A 14,513-nucleotide genomic window follows, 5' to 3' on the forward strand; every position below is an offset into this window, starting at 1 on the left:
GTACACTTCGTTTTAGACCCAGTATACCATGGGATGACGCCAGTATTTCGCTTCATTGCCATTTTGACAAATCCTTATGATTGGGAGCATAATGAACGTTATGAGAATTGCAGTACGCGTTTTGAAAGGAAGGATATTTTCATGCCCGCATGGTCATTCCGACGGTTATTCGAGGTCAAGCCGTTCATCTTTTTCACCCTCCTATTGGTCATTAAAAGCATGCTTGCTTACTTCGTTATTTTCGACGGGGGTCCGTCCTGGACGCTGCTCGTAACCGAAATGCCGTTCTTCTGGCTGCTGTTCTGCCTGATCGAATGGTTTGCGTCGAAGCGCAAGCTCGTTTACTACGTGACGGTAAACCTGCTCTTAACCGCGATTTTCTTCGCCGTTATCATGTATTACAAGTATTTCGGCATAATCGTCACGTATCACGCGCTCGAGCAAGTCAATCAAGTGACCGCCGTGAAAAGCAGCGTGTTCTCGCTTCTCGATCCCTATTATTTGTTTATTTTCTTGGATATTATCGTCTTCATCTACCTGCTGCTGCGGCGCAAGCACGCCGTCAATTGGAAACGGCTCAGCCAGCTTCCGATCAACCGCGCGATCGTTTCCGTCGTCTTCATCGTCTCGCTGGCTCTCTGCCTTTTCAATATTTTGCCGAACCGGGCGAGCATGAACGAGATCGTGAAAGCCGAAGACATGGGCATCCTCAATTACGAGCTGTACACGCTCTTCTCCGATCCGAAGCAGCCGACGGTACCGATGAGCGAGATCACGCAGGCCGCGATCGATGAGCAGAAAGGCATTCAAGAGCCGGCCTCGCCGAAATATTGGCAGGCAGCGAAGGGCAAGAATCTGATCATCGTCCAAATGGAAGCGTTCCAAAATTTTCTGATCGGCCTGAAGATCGACGGGCAGGAAGTAACGCCGAACATGAACAAGCTGGCCAAGGACCATATTTATTTCTCGAACTTCTATCAGCAGGTCGGACAAGGCAACACGTCCGACGCCGAGTTCGTCGTGAATACGTCCTTCTATACGCCGCCCACGGGAGCCGCTTCCGTCGTCTATACCGATCGGGCGCTGCCGAGCCTGCCCAAGCTGCTGCAGGCGAGCGGCTATCAAACCGCGACGTTCCATACGAATTTCGTGGAATTCTGGAACCGGGCCGACTTGTATAAAGCCATTGGATTCGAGAAGTATTACGACCAGAACTTCTTTGGCCAAGACGACACGGTCTTCTTCGGTCCGTCCGACGAAGTGTTGTACCGGAAGACGGCCGAAAAGCTGGACGAGATGCAGGAATCCGGACCTTTCTACTCGCAGCTGATCACTATGTCGTCCCACCATCCGTTTACGATTCCGGAGCGTAAATACAAGATCAAGCTGCCGGCCCGCTACGACGGCACGTTCGTCGGCGATTACATCCGCGCGCAGAACTACGCCGATTATTCGTTGGGTCTGTTCATCGACGATCTGAAGAAACGCGGCATATGGGATAACAGCGTGTTCGTCATTTACGGCGATCATCTCGGTCTCCCGATCTACTCGCTGAACACCGACGAGAAGAAGCTGATGAAAGAAATTTACGGTCGCGAATACGGGAATACGGATATGATCAATATTCCGCTCATCATCTCTTCGCCCGGCGTCACGACGCCGATGGAGCTCAAACAAACCGGCGGCCAATCCGATATTATGCCGACCGTCGCGAACCTTCTTGGCATCTCGCTGCAAGACCATATTCACTTCGGACAGGACCTGCTCAATCAGCCGTCGAATATTTTGCCCGAACGTTATTATTTGCCTTCGGGTTCGCTGATTACGGATAACGAAATGTTCGTCCCCGGCACCTCGTTCAAGGACGGGACCAACCATCCGCTGCACGGCAATGCGCAGTCGGCCGTGCCGACGACCGAAGATCAGTATAATCGGGCGCTCAAGCTGCTTCAGCTATCCGACAGCTACGTCACGCAATTGCCGCCGGTGAATCCATAATAAGGCTTGAACTAAAATCCCCCAGCCGGATATTCGGCTGGGGGATTTTTGATTTTGCTATTTTCGCAACAACCGTCCGCCGCGTCGGAGGACGCCCGTTCAGACGTTGCAGAGGCTGTAGCGAATCTCGCATACCGTGCCCTGCCCGCGCTTGCTGTTGAACGCGATCTGGCCGCCCATGACATTGATGAGGCTGACGACGACCATCAAGCCGAGACCGGTCCCCTTCTCTTTCGTCGTGAAGAACGGCGTGCCGATCCGCTTTAGCTGCAGTTTGTTCATGCCTACGCCGGTATCCGCGATCGTAATGCATACTTGATCGTTGTCCACCTTCGTCTTGACGGTCAGCATTCCTCCGCCGGGCATCGCTTCGATCGCGTTTTTCATAATGTTAAGCAAGCACTGCTGGAATTTCTTCGGCTCGCCTAATATAAAGATCGGAACCTCGTGATCATGCTTGATCCGGATCTCGATCCCGGCCATGACGGCCATGGACGATATCCACGGCACCAACGCCTCGATCTCCGCTTTGACGTCGAGGGGTCTCGCTTCTTCCACCGTCGGCTTGGCGTAGTTCAAATAATCCGTAATGATGGACGTCGCATGATCGATGCCCTCCATCGCGTGTTTCCGATAGCGCTCCAATGTCTCCGGATTGATGCTCGGCTTGGCCATCATTTGCAAAAACCCGCTCGTCATCGTCAGCGGATTGCGCACCTCGTGGGAGATCGAAGCGGCAAGCTGGCCGATCATTTGGTATTTCTCCGCGTTATACAGTTCCTCCTGCAAATTCTCCTGGTTCCTCACCCGGTAATAGGTCACGATCACGAGCGCGGCCGACGGAAACGTGCCCAGCAGGATCGTGCCGACCGTCTCCGGATTGACGGCCTCTCCGCGCAACCCGGCAATGGCTATATAGAGCACCGCATAGAGCGCGATGTACACCAGTCCGTTCAACATAATGAACCCCAGCGTGCTTCGTCTCAAGCACCTGTAGTGGAAGGCCAGTCCGAGCAGCAGAAGCAGGCTATTGCCGGCCAGATTGGCCGCCCAGTCCGTGCCGACGAACGCAATGCCGCCGCAGACGAACGCCCCCCACGTGGCGATTCCCGCCAGCATTCCCTCGAACAACGAAGCCAACAGGATGGAGATCGGCATCAAGTGAAGCGCGAACACCCAGGGGTCGATGGATTCGATGCACAGGTAACAGGACGAGAACACCGCGAGAACCGCCAGATACAGCAGCTTTCGCTGCATCGACGAAACGGCGGCTTTCGGGATGGCGATAAAGTAAAGCAGCCCCGAACCCAATATGTAGAGCAGTTCATGAAACTCGTGAACGAAAATAGAGGACATAACCGTAGGATCCGACTCCCTGACTGGCAACGTATCCGCTTTCAATGCGATAATTGCCTATTTTTACCTACTAACTATACCATAGGCCGCGGCGCGGAGACCAAACAATTTTGGCGCTTTCCCGGGCACGGGACATATCGTTCCGAGGCTGCCCATAGATATAGCTATGGAACACAATTCGCGTTGCGAGGGGGAAGCGAGCTTGCACCAGGATGAGGTCAAAGCGCTCGAACGAGCCATAGACGAAATAACCGAAATCGCGAAAGGATTCGGTCTGGATTTCTATCCGATGCGGTACGAGATTTGTCCGGCGGACATTATTTATACCTTCGGTGCCTACGGCATGCCGACGCGGTTCAGCCATTGGAGCTTCGGCAAGACGTTTAATAAAATGAAAATGCAGTACGATTTCGGGCTCAGTAAAATTTACGAGCTCGTCATCAACTCCAATCCGTGCTATGCCTTCCTGCTGGACGGCAACTCGCTTATCCAAAATAAACTCATCGTCGCCCACGTCCTGGCCCACTGCGACTTTTTCAAAAACAACGCCCGCTTCAGCATGACGAACCGCAATATGGTCGAGAGCATGTCGGCGACCGCGGAGCGGGTCAGCCAATACGAAATGGAACACGGCACCGAGGCGGTGGAGAAATTCATCGACGCCGTGCTCGCCATTCAGGAGCATGTCGATACGACGATCATCCGGCCTTATAAACTGGACAAAGCCCAGTACATCGAGCTGCTGAACAAGCAGAATAAGACCGAGAAGCCGAAGCATGTCTCCCAATACGACGACCTGTGGGGTCTCGACGAGGATGAGCAGCGGGCGGATGCCGAGGCTGCCGTGAAGGCGACCGCGGACACGAAGAAATTCCCGCCCCAACCGGAGAAGGATCTCATCTGGTTCATCGAGGAATACTCCCCGAATCTGCAGGACTGGCAGCGCGACATCATGTCCATGCTGCGCGACGAGATGCTGTACTTCTGGCCGCAGATCGAGACCAAGATCATGAACGAAGGCTGGGCGTCGTATTGGCATCAGCGCATCATCCGGGAGCTGGACCTCACGAGCGAGGAAACGATCGAATTCGCCCATCTCAATTCGTCGGTCGTCCAGCCGTCGCGACACTCTCTCAATCCGTATTACCTGGGCTTGAAAATCTTCGAGGATATCGAGCGCCGCTGGGATAACCCGACCAAGGAAGAACAGGACCGGTTCGGCCGCAAGCCCGGGCTCGGAAGGGAGAAAATGTTCGAGGTGCGGGAGTTCGATTCCGATATCTCCTTCCTGCGCAATTACTTGACGAAGAAGCTCGTCGGCGACCTGGATCTGTACGTCTTCGAGAAGAAGGGCGCGGAATGGAAAATCACCGAAAAGGCGTGGGAGTCCGTCCGGGACCAGCTCGTCGTCTCGCGCGTCAACGGCGGCTTTCCTACCCTCGTCGTCGTCGACGGCGACTTCAACCGCGTCGGAGAACTGTTCCTCTTCCACAAATACGAAGGCGTCGAGCTGGATTTGAAATACGTCGAGAAGACGCTCCCTCACGTCGTCCAGTTGTGGGGCAAATCGGTCCATCTGGAAACGATCGTCGAGGACAAAAGGATCGTGTTCAGCTGCGACGGGAAGAAGACGAGCCGAAAGTTCATTTGATGCCGACCGGTACCTATTGAACGCGAGAACGCCCGCCCAGACTGATGCTTGGGCAGGCGTTCTTATTAATGTTCGGATCGAAATAATGCGGCACCTCAAACAAACCATGCGGATCGTGACAAACAACCGTGCCTATGGCGTCTGCGGTACAGGGTTCAAGCCGGCGACAGGCATTAAACCTGCAAACACAGCAAAGACGCCCCTGCCGGCATCCTCCCTGCCGGCAAAGGCATCCCGCCTGCAGGGCTTGTCCCAGCATCATGACAAGCCCTTCGGTCAATCATCGACCCGCTTCACGTCGACCGTCACTTCCAGGTCGGCTTCGCTCGTCCCCATATAGACGCCCTTGACCGGCACGATATCCTTGTAGTCCCTGCCGTGGCCTAGCTTCACGTAGCGCTCCCCGACCAAGGCGTCGTTCGTCGGATCGAATCCGCACCAGCCCAGTCCCGGCACGTACGCCTCGATCCAGGCATGGGACGCCTGCTCGAAGTCCGCGCTCCCGCCCTGCAGGTCGCCGACGAAATGATAGCCGCTCACGTATCGCGCCGGTACGCCTTTCGACCGGCAGGAGGCGATCATGAGATGGGCGAAATCCTGGCAAACCCCGCGGCGCTTGCGAAGCAGATCGCCGGCGATCGTATGGACGTTCGTCGCGCCGGTATCATAGATGAATTCGCTCCGGATTTTATTCGACAAGGCCAGGAGCCAGCTGTACACGCCAGGCCGCTCTCCTCCGGACGAACTTTGAATCGTGGCATTCGCGAACGCGGCAACCTCGGGCGTAATCCCCGTATAGTCGGTGGGGAGCAAATACTCCGCGAATCGGTTGGCCGACTTGTCGCTCGCCAACCATTCCCACGCTTCCTTCGGCGGCATCCCTTCCTTGCCGAGCGGAGGCTTGATGGCTTCCCGGGTAACCACCGTCATCTGCGTGCGGATCGTCAGCTTGCGATGCTGGCCGTTGACCGAAAACACGTGCACGCGATTGCCGAAATAATCGTCATAACTGAACAGCGACGCATTGGGCTCTACGGATATCGAATGCGTGTAGCAGGATTGCTGCTCGTTCGTAAACGGCGTGAGCCGCAGCTCATTGACACTGTCCGTGACCGACTCCTTGTACGCGTACTGCGTCGTATGCGAGATATGCAGCTTCATGCGCTGGCCTCCCCGATGCGAAAAAAGGTGAGCGCGAACGCCGCGCCCAGCTGGCCGGCCGCCTGCAGCAAATGACCGGTGACCGCGCTTTCGCGGTCCAGCTGCAGGTCTTCCCGCTCCAGGCAAGCGAGCTCCGCCTTCAGCTTCACGACCTGGCGGATGATCCGGTCATGCGCGGCGCGCAACTGCTTTTCCTGCAGCTCGATCCCGCGCAAATTCTCGTCCAATTCCTGAAGCGAGAAATGCACGGAGCGCGGGAAGGACTCGTTCAAGATGAGAAACTCGGTAATCGCCTCCGCGGATACCCCGTCCGCATAGTGTCGCCGGAAGGCCTGATATCCGCTCACGGAGCGCAATACCGCCTGCAGATAGGGATAAAGCCCGCTGCCGTCCACTTCTTCCGGCCCCGCCGTGGACTTCGCCGCGACCGCGGACTGCATGATCCGCAGCGTATTCTCCGTGCGTTCCAGGTAACGTCCGCATTCGATGAAGTGCCACTCGTTCTCGCGCGGCATGACGGACTGCGTGATGCCGTGGAACATCGCCGTCCATTCCTTGATCCGTCCGAAAAACTGATGCGGGGATTCGCGGGTCAAGTCCCCGGCCTGCTTCTCGCGAAGCCACAAGTAAAATCCGTTCGTGACGTCCCACAGCTCGCTCGGCAGCTTCTCTCTCAGCGTTCTGACGTTATCCCGGGCATGATTGATGCAGGTCACGAGCGAATTCGCGTTGTCGCGGTCGAGCGTGATGTAGTGCACGACATCCTGCTCGTTATAAGCGCCGTATTGCTGCTCGTAAGCCGCGCGGCTGCCGAGCGCGTCGACGATCCTCCCCCATTTGCACAAGGCCTGCGGCTGGCCCTCCTCGTCGCGAGGGAACGATTGGTTATCTTCGGACTGCAGGTGAAAATGAACATCGATCAGCCGCGCGTGATTCTCCGCACGCTCCATGTACCGGCCAATCCAAAACAAAGCTTCCGCATTCCGGTTGAGCATCGTTCATCCCTCCGTTATTATTTCGTTAACGACTGAGCACCCATGTATCCTTCACGCCGCCGCCCTGCGAGGAGTTCACGACGAGCGAGCCCTCCTGAAGCGCGACGCGCGTCAAGCCGCCGGGAATGACATGCATCTGCGCGCCGCCCATCAGCACGAACACCCGCAGGTCGATATGCCGCGGCTGCATCGTTCCGCCAAGCATAACCGGGGCCCGCGACAGCTTCATCGTCGTCTGGGCGATATACCGGCTCGGATCGCGGCGAATCGCGTCCGCGAATATATTGATCTCCTTCTGCGAAGCCGCGGGACCGATCAGCATGCCGTATCCGCCGGAGAGGGACGTTTCTTTCACGACGAGCTGATCCAGATGTTCCAGGGCGAATTCGCGGTCCTCCTTGCGCGAGAGCACGTACGTCGGCACGTTATGCAGGATCGGCTCTTCGTTCAAATAATAACGAATCATTTCCGGCACGTACGCATAAATTGCTTTATCGTCCGCGACTCCTGTTCCCGGGGCATTGGCAATGGCGATATTTCCCGCACGGTACGCGTTCATCAGACCCGGCACGCCGAGCAGCGAATCGGACTGGAACGCGAGCGGATCCAAATAATCGTCGTCCAGGCGCCGGTAAATGACATCGACTTGACGCAGCCCGCTCAGGTCGCGCAAGTATATTTTGTGGTCCTTGTAGACCAGATCCCGTCCTTCCACCAAGTGGATGCCCATTTGCTGCGCAAGGAAAGCATGTTCGAAATAAGCGGAATTGTAAGCTCCCGGAGTAAGGAGCACGATAAGCGGATTGCGTTTCCCGGATGGAGCCAGACTGCGGAGCGAACCGAGGAAAACATTCAAGCTGCGTTCGATATCCGCTACGGCGCTCGACAAGTACAATTCGGAGAACAGCTCGGTCATCAGGCTTCTCCCTTTGTACAGGTAGGAAAATCCGGACGGGGTCCGCAGATTGTCCTCGAGCACGTAATAACGGCCTTTCTCGTCTCTAATTAAATCTATGCCCGACGTCGTCATATAGACGTTCTGCGGCACGTGAAGCCCGGCCATCTCCGGCCGGAAATATTTGTTCCCGATAATCATCGCCCGTGGAATAATGCCGTCGTGAACGATCGCTTGCTCGTGATAAATATCGCGAAGAAAGGCATTCAGCGCTTGCACGCGCTGCTTCATGCCTCGTTCGACGTTCTCCCATTCATGCTTGGGGATGATTCGGGGAATGTAGTCGAAAGGGATTGTTCTTTCCAAAGGCTCGCTTTGATTCTGGGCATACAGGGTAAACGTGATGCCTTCCTCGAGCATGCGCTGCTGGATCGCGGCATGCCTGGCTGCGAGCTCCGACGGTTTCATGCGGGCGAACGTTCGATGGACGCCTTCGTAATGCGCGCGTACGGCCAGCTCCTTATCGAACATTTCATCGTAAAACGATTGTGAATCGTAAGAATGGAATTGCGATTGCATCGCCATCGACATGAATACCGCCTCCAAAACCATCAGTTGTCAATATTGCGTCAGTTTTCAACAATATTCGAGGTTGTCTTGCCTGAAAAACCTGGATTATCGCTAGTTAAATCATACTCACTCTCGCTGTTTATGTCAACTTTCCTTACACAAAAATAGAGATGGTTTTCCCATCTCTTCAGGGACTTCGCCTACCTATCTTATGCAGCGTTACGCGGCCGGATGCGCCGAATACATTCCGCTGCTTTCCCGAACGATCATATGCTTCACCTTAGCCGCGTTCGCAACCGAAACCGTGGCATACAGCGACTCCGCGCCATCCTCCTCGGGCAGTTGGAAATACACCTTGCGCTGCACGGGGTCGTACCACTCGGCCGCGTCCAGATTCGCGATCGCGTTCCGGTCCACCCGCTCGAAACCGTAATCGGCGAAATGCCGAACCAGTTGCGCCATCGTATCCGGATAGCGGTAAACGGCTCCGTCCTTCGCGGTGAACGCCGGCCCGTTCGACGTCGGCGAGATCAAGCAAATCTCCGCGATGGCCACCCACACCGATTCCCCGTTCTCGTTCAGCAGAAACAGCTTCATATTCAAACACTCCTTCGACAATATAGGAACTTATGTTCCCATTCTAGCACATTTCCCTCCGGCAGGGGAGAAAGCTTCGGGCTCATGCAGCCGCATAAATGAAAGCGGCATGCGAATGTCGCATGCCGCGGGATCACTTTTTCCTTCATGCCGCTCCTACCGGTTAAGCAGACTTCCTACATAACGAAGCAGCTCGTTGGAGCATACCGGGCAGTAGCCATGCTCGTCGATCAGCCGCTTCGAAACCTCGTTGATCCGTTTCAGCTGCTTCTCGTCCGGCGTCTTGGTGGACGTCGTGATTTTGACGATATCCTTCAAGTCCGTAAACAGCTTCTTCTCGATCGCTTCGCGCAGACGTTCATGGCTGTAATAATCGAACTTTTTGCCTTTGCGCGAATACGACGAGATGCGGATCAGGATCTCTTCCCGGAACGCTTTCTTCGCATTCTCGGAGACGCCGATCTGTTCCTCGATGGACCGCATGAGGCGCTCGTCGGGATCCATCTCTTCGCCGGTCAGCGGATCCTTGATTTTGGCCCAGTTGCAGTAGGATTCGATGTTGTCGAGGTAGTTCTCGAACAGCGTCCTGGCCGACTCCTCGAAGGAATAGACGAATGCTTTCTGAATCTCCTTCTTCGCCAGGCCGTCGTATTCTTTTCTCGCCACCGAGATGAAGTTCAGGTAGCGCTCGCGTTCCTCCTTCGTGATGGAAGGATGCTGATCGAGCCCGTCTTTGAGCGCGCGCAGCACGTCGAGGGCGTTGATGCACTGCAGGTCCTGCTTGATCAGGGCGCTGGATATCCGGTTGATGACATAGCGCGGATCGATGCCGGACATGCCTTCTTCGATGTACTCGCTCTGCATTTCCTTGAGGTCGGCTTCCTTGTAGCCTTCCACTTCCTCGCCGTCGTACATGCGCATCTTCTTGACCAGGTCCATGCCTTGTTTTTTCGTTTCCTTGAGACGGGTCAGAATCGAGAAGATCGCGGCCGACCGCAAGGAATGCGGCGCGATATGGATATGCTTCATGTCGCTTTGGCCGATCAGTTTATTGTAGATTTTCTCTTCCTCGGACACCTTGAGATTGTAAGGAATCGGCATGACGATCATCCGGGACTGAAGCGCCTCGTTTTTCTTGTTGGCGATGAACGATTTGTACTCCGTTTCGTTCGTATGCGCGATGATGAGCTCATCCGCCGAGATCAGCGCGAAACGCCCTGCCTTGAAATTGCCTTCCTGCGTCAGCGAGAGCAGGTTCCACAGGAACTTCTCGTCGCATTTGAGCATTTCCTGGAATTCCATCAAGCCGCGGTTCGCTTTGTTGAGCTCGCCGTCGAAACGATACGCGCGCGGATCGGATTCGGATCCGAATTCCGTGATCGTCGAGAAATCGATGCTTCCCGTCAAATCGGCGATATCCTGCGATTTCGGATCGGACGGACTGAACGTGCCGATGCCGACGCGGTTTTCCTCCGAGATCAGTACGCGCTCGACCTGCACGTTTTCGATTTCCCCGCCGAATTCCGTCTTGAGGCGCATTTGGCAGGAAGGGCACAGATTGCCCTCGATGCGGACGCCAAGCTCCCGCTCGGCTTCCGGACGCAGCTCGTTCGGAATCAGGTGAAGCGGATCCTCGTGCATCGGACAGCCTTTGATGGCGTAAACCGAGCCTTTCGCGGTACGCGAGAATTGTTCCAATCCCCGCTTGAGCATCGTCACGATCGTGGATTTCCCGCCGCTGACCGGACCCATGAGCAGCAATATCCGTTTCCGTACATCGAGCCTCCGCGCCGACGAATGGAAATATTCCTCTACCAGTTTCTCAACGGCACGATCCAAGCCGAATATTTCTTGTTCGAAAAACTTGTATTTCTTGTTTGAACCGTCTTCCACCACCCCAAACGACTCAATCATTTCATAGACACGAGCATGCGCAGTCATGGCTGGAGTTGGATCTTGCTTCAGCATCTCGATGTAATCCTTGAAGGAGCCCTGCCAAGCCAGCTTCTCACTTTCCGCCTTGTACTCCGAAATCCGTTTCAAAATATCCATGCCGTACCTCCTCTCGTCCATCCCGGTGTTACTCATCGCCAGTATCATGCGGGTCGCGGGGGGTTCGTGAATCGGTCCCACCTTCTAAAGCTGCCCGGCATTTTTTATTGAAGTAATACAATCCTATGCGCTTTCTTAAGGGAAGTTGCCCAATAATTTAAACAAGTTTTCTACAAAATCCGCCGCGGAAGCGGGCTCCTTTTACAAAATCGCCACATCCGCCGAGCCTGGAAACAAGGACGGATCCGGCGCCGAATCTACCGTGCGCCCAATGAATCCAACGGATGACCAAGCCTTCCGCGGCCGTGTCGAACGCCAAGAAAAATCGACCGGATTCCCCGTTCGCGGCCGGAAAAATGTATGACACCCCGTGTAACGCCCGAATATAGCTGAGGGACATGCCCGAATATGTTATAATCGCCAAAGAATCTCCGCGCGAAAGGGGGACGGGACTTGGCCGTCAAACATGAAACGGAGCTGTACAAGCCGATCAAATCGTATTTCGAAGCGCAGGGCTATGAAGTGAAGAGCGAAATCATGCACTGCGATCTCGTCGCCATCCATCCCGCTACGGAGGATACGATCCTGGTGGAAATGAAGAAAACGTTCAATCTCGCGCTGCTTCTGCAAGGAATCGAGCGGCTGCGGCTGAACGGCAGCGTCATTCTGGCGGTCGAACGCAACCGCAAGAAAGCCGGCGCCCATAATCAGCGCTTCGGCGATTTGACCGAGCTCTGCCGGATGCTCGGAATCGGATTCATGACCGTCACCTTCTTCAAGACGAAGCCGCCGGTGCTGGAAATGCTCTGCCGCCCCGGCGATCCGCCGATGCGCGGACAACGGCGCGCCCGGCAAGCGCGCCTGATCACCGAATTCCGCGAGCGAACCGGCGATTACAATACGGGCGGCAGCAACAACCGCAAGCTTGTAACCGCTTATCGCGAGAAGGCCTTGCGGATCGCTTGGGCGCTCAGCCTACATGGGAGCTTATCACCGCGGGCCGCCGCCGAACATACCGAGGTCGCGCGAGCCGCGCATTTCCTGCAAAAAGATTACTACGGCTGGTTTCAGCGGGTGGAACGCGGCGTATACCGGTTAAGGCCCGAGGGCGAAGAAGCCGTGAAGCAGAACGCGGACATTCTGGCCGCTTGGCAGCAGAAGCGCGTCGCCGCCCGGCGGACAGCCGAAGACGAACTCATTTATAAAGGAGAATAAAGCGATGAGCGAGCAAGATGCGATCAAAATCATCGGCAGCGTAGCCGATTTCGAAACCTTTCCCGCGCAGGTGAAGGTGGACAACCAACCGCATTATATCGTAGAAGCGCCGCGCAACGGCGAGGAGCCTCAGCGGTATAACCTGATCTCGGCGATCTGCCCGCATGCCGGCGGCATGGTCCGTCCTCATTTGAACGAGCTGATCTGTCCGCTGCATTACTGGTGCTTCGACCTCGCCACGGGCGAATCGACGAACATTCCCGGTGAACAGCTGGACTGCGCGCCGCTTGATATTCAGGACGGTCAGTTTGTGATCAAAGCCTGAATCGCCTAAGAAAAACAGCGTAACGAAAAACTGCGCAGTAAAGAACCTCCAGTCCCGCCGCTTACAGGCGGAAGATGGAGGTTCTTTTGCTTCGTTCGGTAATTTATCATCGGGACATGACGCATTGCGCGCATTACGCACGGGCTAGAAACTCGTCTATGGCTTCGGCCAAACGGTCAATGCCTTCCTCCAGCCGTTTGCCGGACGTCTGCGCGACGCTTAGCCGTATCCGATTTCGCGGCGCATCGGCGGCATAGAACGAAGCGCCGGGATCGAACGTCACGCCTTTCGCCGATGCGCAGCGAAGCAATGCCTCGGCATCAAGTCCTTCCGGCAGCGTCAGCCAAAGAAACAGGCCGCCGCTAGGCTCCTCCCAAGCGATGTCGGCCCAGTCGTGCTTTCGGAGCAACGCCTGCAGCTGATTCATTCGTTCCATATAGGACATGCTAATCTTGCGCAGATCGTCTTCTATATCATGATGGAGCAGGAGCTGGAGCAATGTCTCCTGATCGCGCGCAACTTCGGGAGTTGCCTTCGCCTCTAGCCCGGCATCGAGCAGTTTGGCGATTACGCCGGTCCCGGCGACAGCCCATCCCGTCCGCAGTTGCGGCGACAGGGCAGCGGCAAACGTGCTCGCGCAGATCACGCTGCTTCCGCCGCTCTCCCGATCCAACGCGTACAACGAGGGCGGCGAATCGGACTCCTTATACAGAAGATCGCCGTAGGAATCATCTGCCAAAATGGCGATTCCATGACGCCGGCTTACTGCCAGCAGCGCTTCGCGGCGGGAAGCGCTCCATGCCGTCGACGACGGGTTTCCCAAGGCGGGCATCGCATAGATCAATTTCGGCCGATGCTCCTCGATAAGCCGCTCCGCTTCGGCAATGAGCATCCCTTCCCGATCGCATGCGGCTTGAAGGATTTGAATGCCGTTCGTTCTCAAAGCCCGCAAGATAGCCGGGTGCGACGGCGTTTGGACAAGCGCCGAATCCCCCGGTACCAGCAGCGCATCGATGATGATTCGTACGGTCCGTTCCGGGTTGGCCGTCAGCAGGATTTCGGCCGGGTCCGCTTGGATGCCTTTTCCGGCCAAGCGCTTGGCAAGCTGCTCGCGGAGCGCCTGTAGTCCTTGCGCCGGTACGGACAGCAGCCTGGCATCCCCGCCGTCTGATGCCCGTTCGCGCGCCTGCTCGATCGCCGCCGGCGATATCCCGCCATCAGCCGGCAAATCGCCGGCAAACGAAATCGTTTGCCCGGATACAGCCAACATATCCGTCAACGATGCCTCGCCGCGTCGCGCCGCACGGCGCGCTAACCGATTCTTCATCATCGCCGTCCCTCCCAATCCCTGTTGCCACAGTTTACGCAGCATCGGAAGCAGGTGCTACCCGTCCGCGGCAAAACTGCACTTAAAAGCGCTGCATTATTGGCGATTCGGCGATTAACCCCCGTATGCGCAATGCCGGTTCAGACATAACCCGCATGAGGAATTCGTAACAACTTGTTCACATCTTCGATCGTTTTCTTTTTGCGGTCCGTTGGGTATAATGAGGGGAGTGCTTGCGAAGCGACAAGCCGTATTACCGGCACCTTAGGGGGTATGAGGAATGACAATTAACTTTCTGATCGTCCTTACCGTCTCCGTTTTGTTCTTGGTCGCAATGTTGACGGCGTCCTACAACGACGACAAGACCAAGG

General features: G+C 55.9%; 11 protein-coding genes. 4 read left to right on the forward strand and 7 right to left on the reverse strand.

Annotated elements, in window-relative coordinates; genetic code table 11:
* Positions 1-141 precede the first annotated feature (141 nt).
* Positions 142-1,998, forward strand: a complete 1,857-nt coding sequence (locus tag AC50YL_RS13865; RefSeq protein WP_494832764.1) for an LTA synthase family protein — start codon at positions 142-144, stop codon at positions 1,996-1,998.
* A gap of 99 nt (positions 1,999-2,097) precedes the next feature.
* Here the strand turns inward: AC50YL_RS13865 and AC50YL_RS13870 are convergent, their stop codons facing one another.
* The gene (locus AC50YL_RS13870; RefSeq protein WP_494832766.1) at positions 2,098-3,354 is read right to left on the reverse strand and encodes an ATP-binding protein; all 1,257 of its coding nucleotides are present in this window, start codon (positions 3,352-3,354) and stop codon (positions 2,098-2,100) included.
* A gap of 202 nt (positions 3,355-3,556) precedes the next feature.
* Between AC50YL_RS13870 and AC50YL_RS13875 the strand changes: the two genes are divergently transcribed.
* Complete coding sequence (locus tag AC50YL_RS13875; protein WP_494832768.1) at positions 3,557-5,005, forward strand: SpoVR family protein; 1,449 nt, start codon at positions 3,557-3,559, stop codon at positions 5,003-5,005.
* Between the two features lie 276 nt (positions 5,006-5,281).
* On the opposite strand, the gene AC50YL_RS13880 is transcribed toward AC50YL_RS13875, so the two are convergent.
* The 5 genes from AC50YL_RS13880 to AC50YL_RS13900 all read right to left on the reverse strand — a co-directional run bounded on the left by AC50YL_RS13880 (position 5,282) and on the right by AC50YL_RS13900 (position 11,275).
* Complete coding sequence (locus AC50YL_RS13880; protein WP_494832770.1) at positions 5,282-6,166, reverse strand: transglutaminase family protein; 885 nt, start codon at positions 6,164-6,166, stop codon at positions 5,282-5,284.
* Positions 6,163-7,161: an alpha-E domain-containing protein gene (locus AC50YL_RS13885; protein ID WP_494832772.1), complete on the reverse strand. Its 999-nt coding sequence runs from the start codon at positions 7,159-7,161 to the stop codon at positions 6,163-6,165. Before AC50YL_RS13885 ends, AC50YL_RS13880 begins: the two co-directional genes overlap by 4 nt.
* 25 nt (positions 7,162-7,186) lie before the next feature.
* Positions 7,187-8,647, reverse strand: coding sequence for a circularly permuted type 2 ATP-grasp protein (locus tag AC50YL_RS13890; RefSeq protein WP_494832774.1), 1,461 nt, complete (start codon positions 8,645-8,647; stop codon positions 7,187-7,189).
* A gap of 198 nt (positions 8,648-8,845) precedes the next feature.
* Positions 8,846-9,223 (reverse strand): LytTR family transcriptional regulator DNA-binding domain-containing protein, encoded by a 378-nt coding sequence (locus AC50YL_RS13895; protein WP_494832776.1) that lies wholly within the window; start codon positions 9,221-9,223, stop codon positions 8,846-8,848.
* Between the two features lie 156 nt (positions 9,224-9,379).
* Positions 9,380-11,275, reverse strand: coding sequence for a PrkA family serine protein kinase (locus tag AC50YL_RS13900; RefSeq protein WP_161744928.1), 1,896 nt, complete (start codon positions 11,273-11,275; stop codon positions 9,380-9,382).
* A gap of 453 nt (positions 11,276-11,728) precedes the next feature.
* On the opposite strand from AC50YL_RS13900, the gene AC50YL_RS13905 reads away from it, so the two are divergent.
* Both AC50YL_RS13905 and AC50YL_RS13910 read left to right on the forward strand, forming a co-directional pair.
* Positions 11,729-12,490 carry a DUF2161 family putative PD-(D/E)XK-type phosphodiesterase gene (locus AC50YL_RS13905; RefSeq protein ID WP_494832779.1) on the forward strand — a complete coding sequence of 254 codons (762 nt, stop codon included), beginning with the start codon at positions 11,729-11,731 and terminating at the stop codon, positions 12,488-12,490.
* Between the two features lie 4 nt (positions 12,491-12,494).
* Positions 12,495-12,815: a Rieske (2Fe-2S) protein gene (locus tag AC50YL_RS13910; protein WP_494832781.1), complete on the forward strand. Its 321-nt coding sequence runs from the start codon at positions 12,495-12,497 to the stop codon at positions 12,813-12,815.
* A 133-nt stretch (positions 12,816-12,948) separates the two neighbouring features.
* Here AC50YL_RS13910 and AC50YL_RS13915 read toward each other — a convergent pair whose 3' ends face one another.
* Positions 12,949-14,145: an aminotransferase-like domain-containing protein gene (locus tag AC50YL_RS13915; protein ID WP_494832783.1), complete on the reverse strand. Its 1,197-nt coding sequence runs from the start codon at positions 14,143-14,145 to the stop codon at positions 12,949-12,951.
* Positions 14,146-14,513: the final 368 nt, after the last annotated feature.

Source organism: Paenibacillus sp. J22P277 (assembly GCF_059383675.1).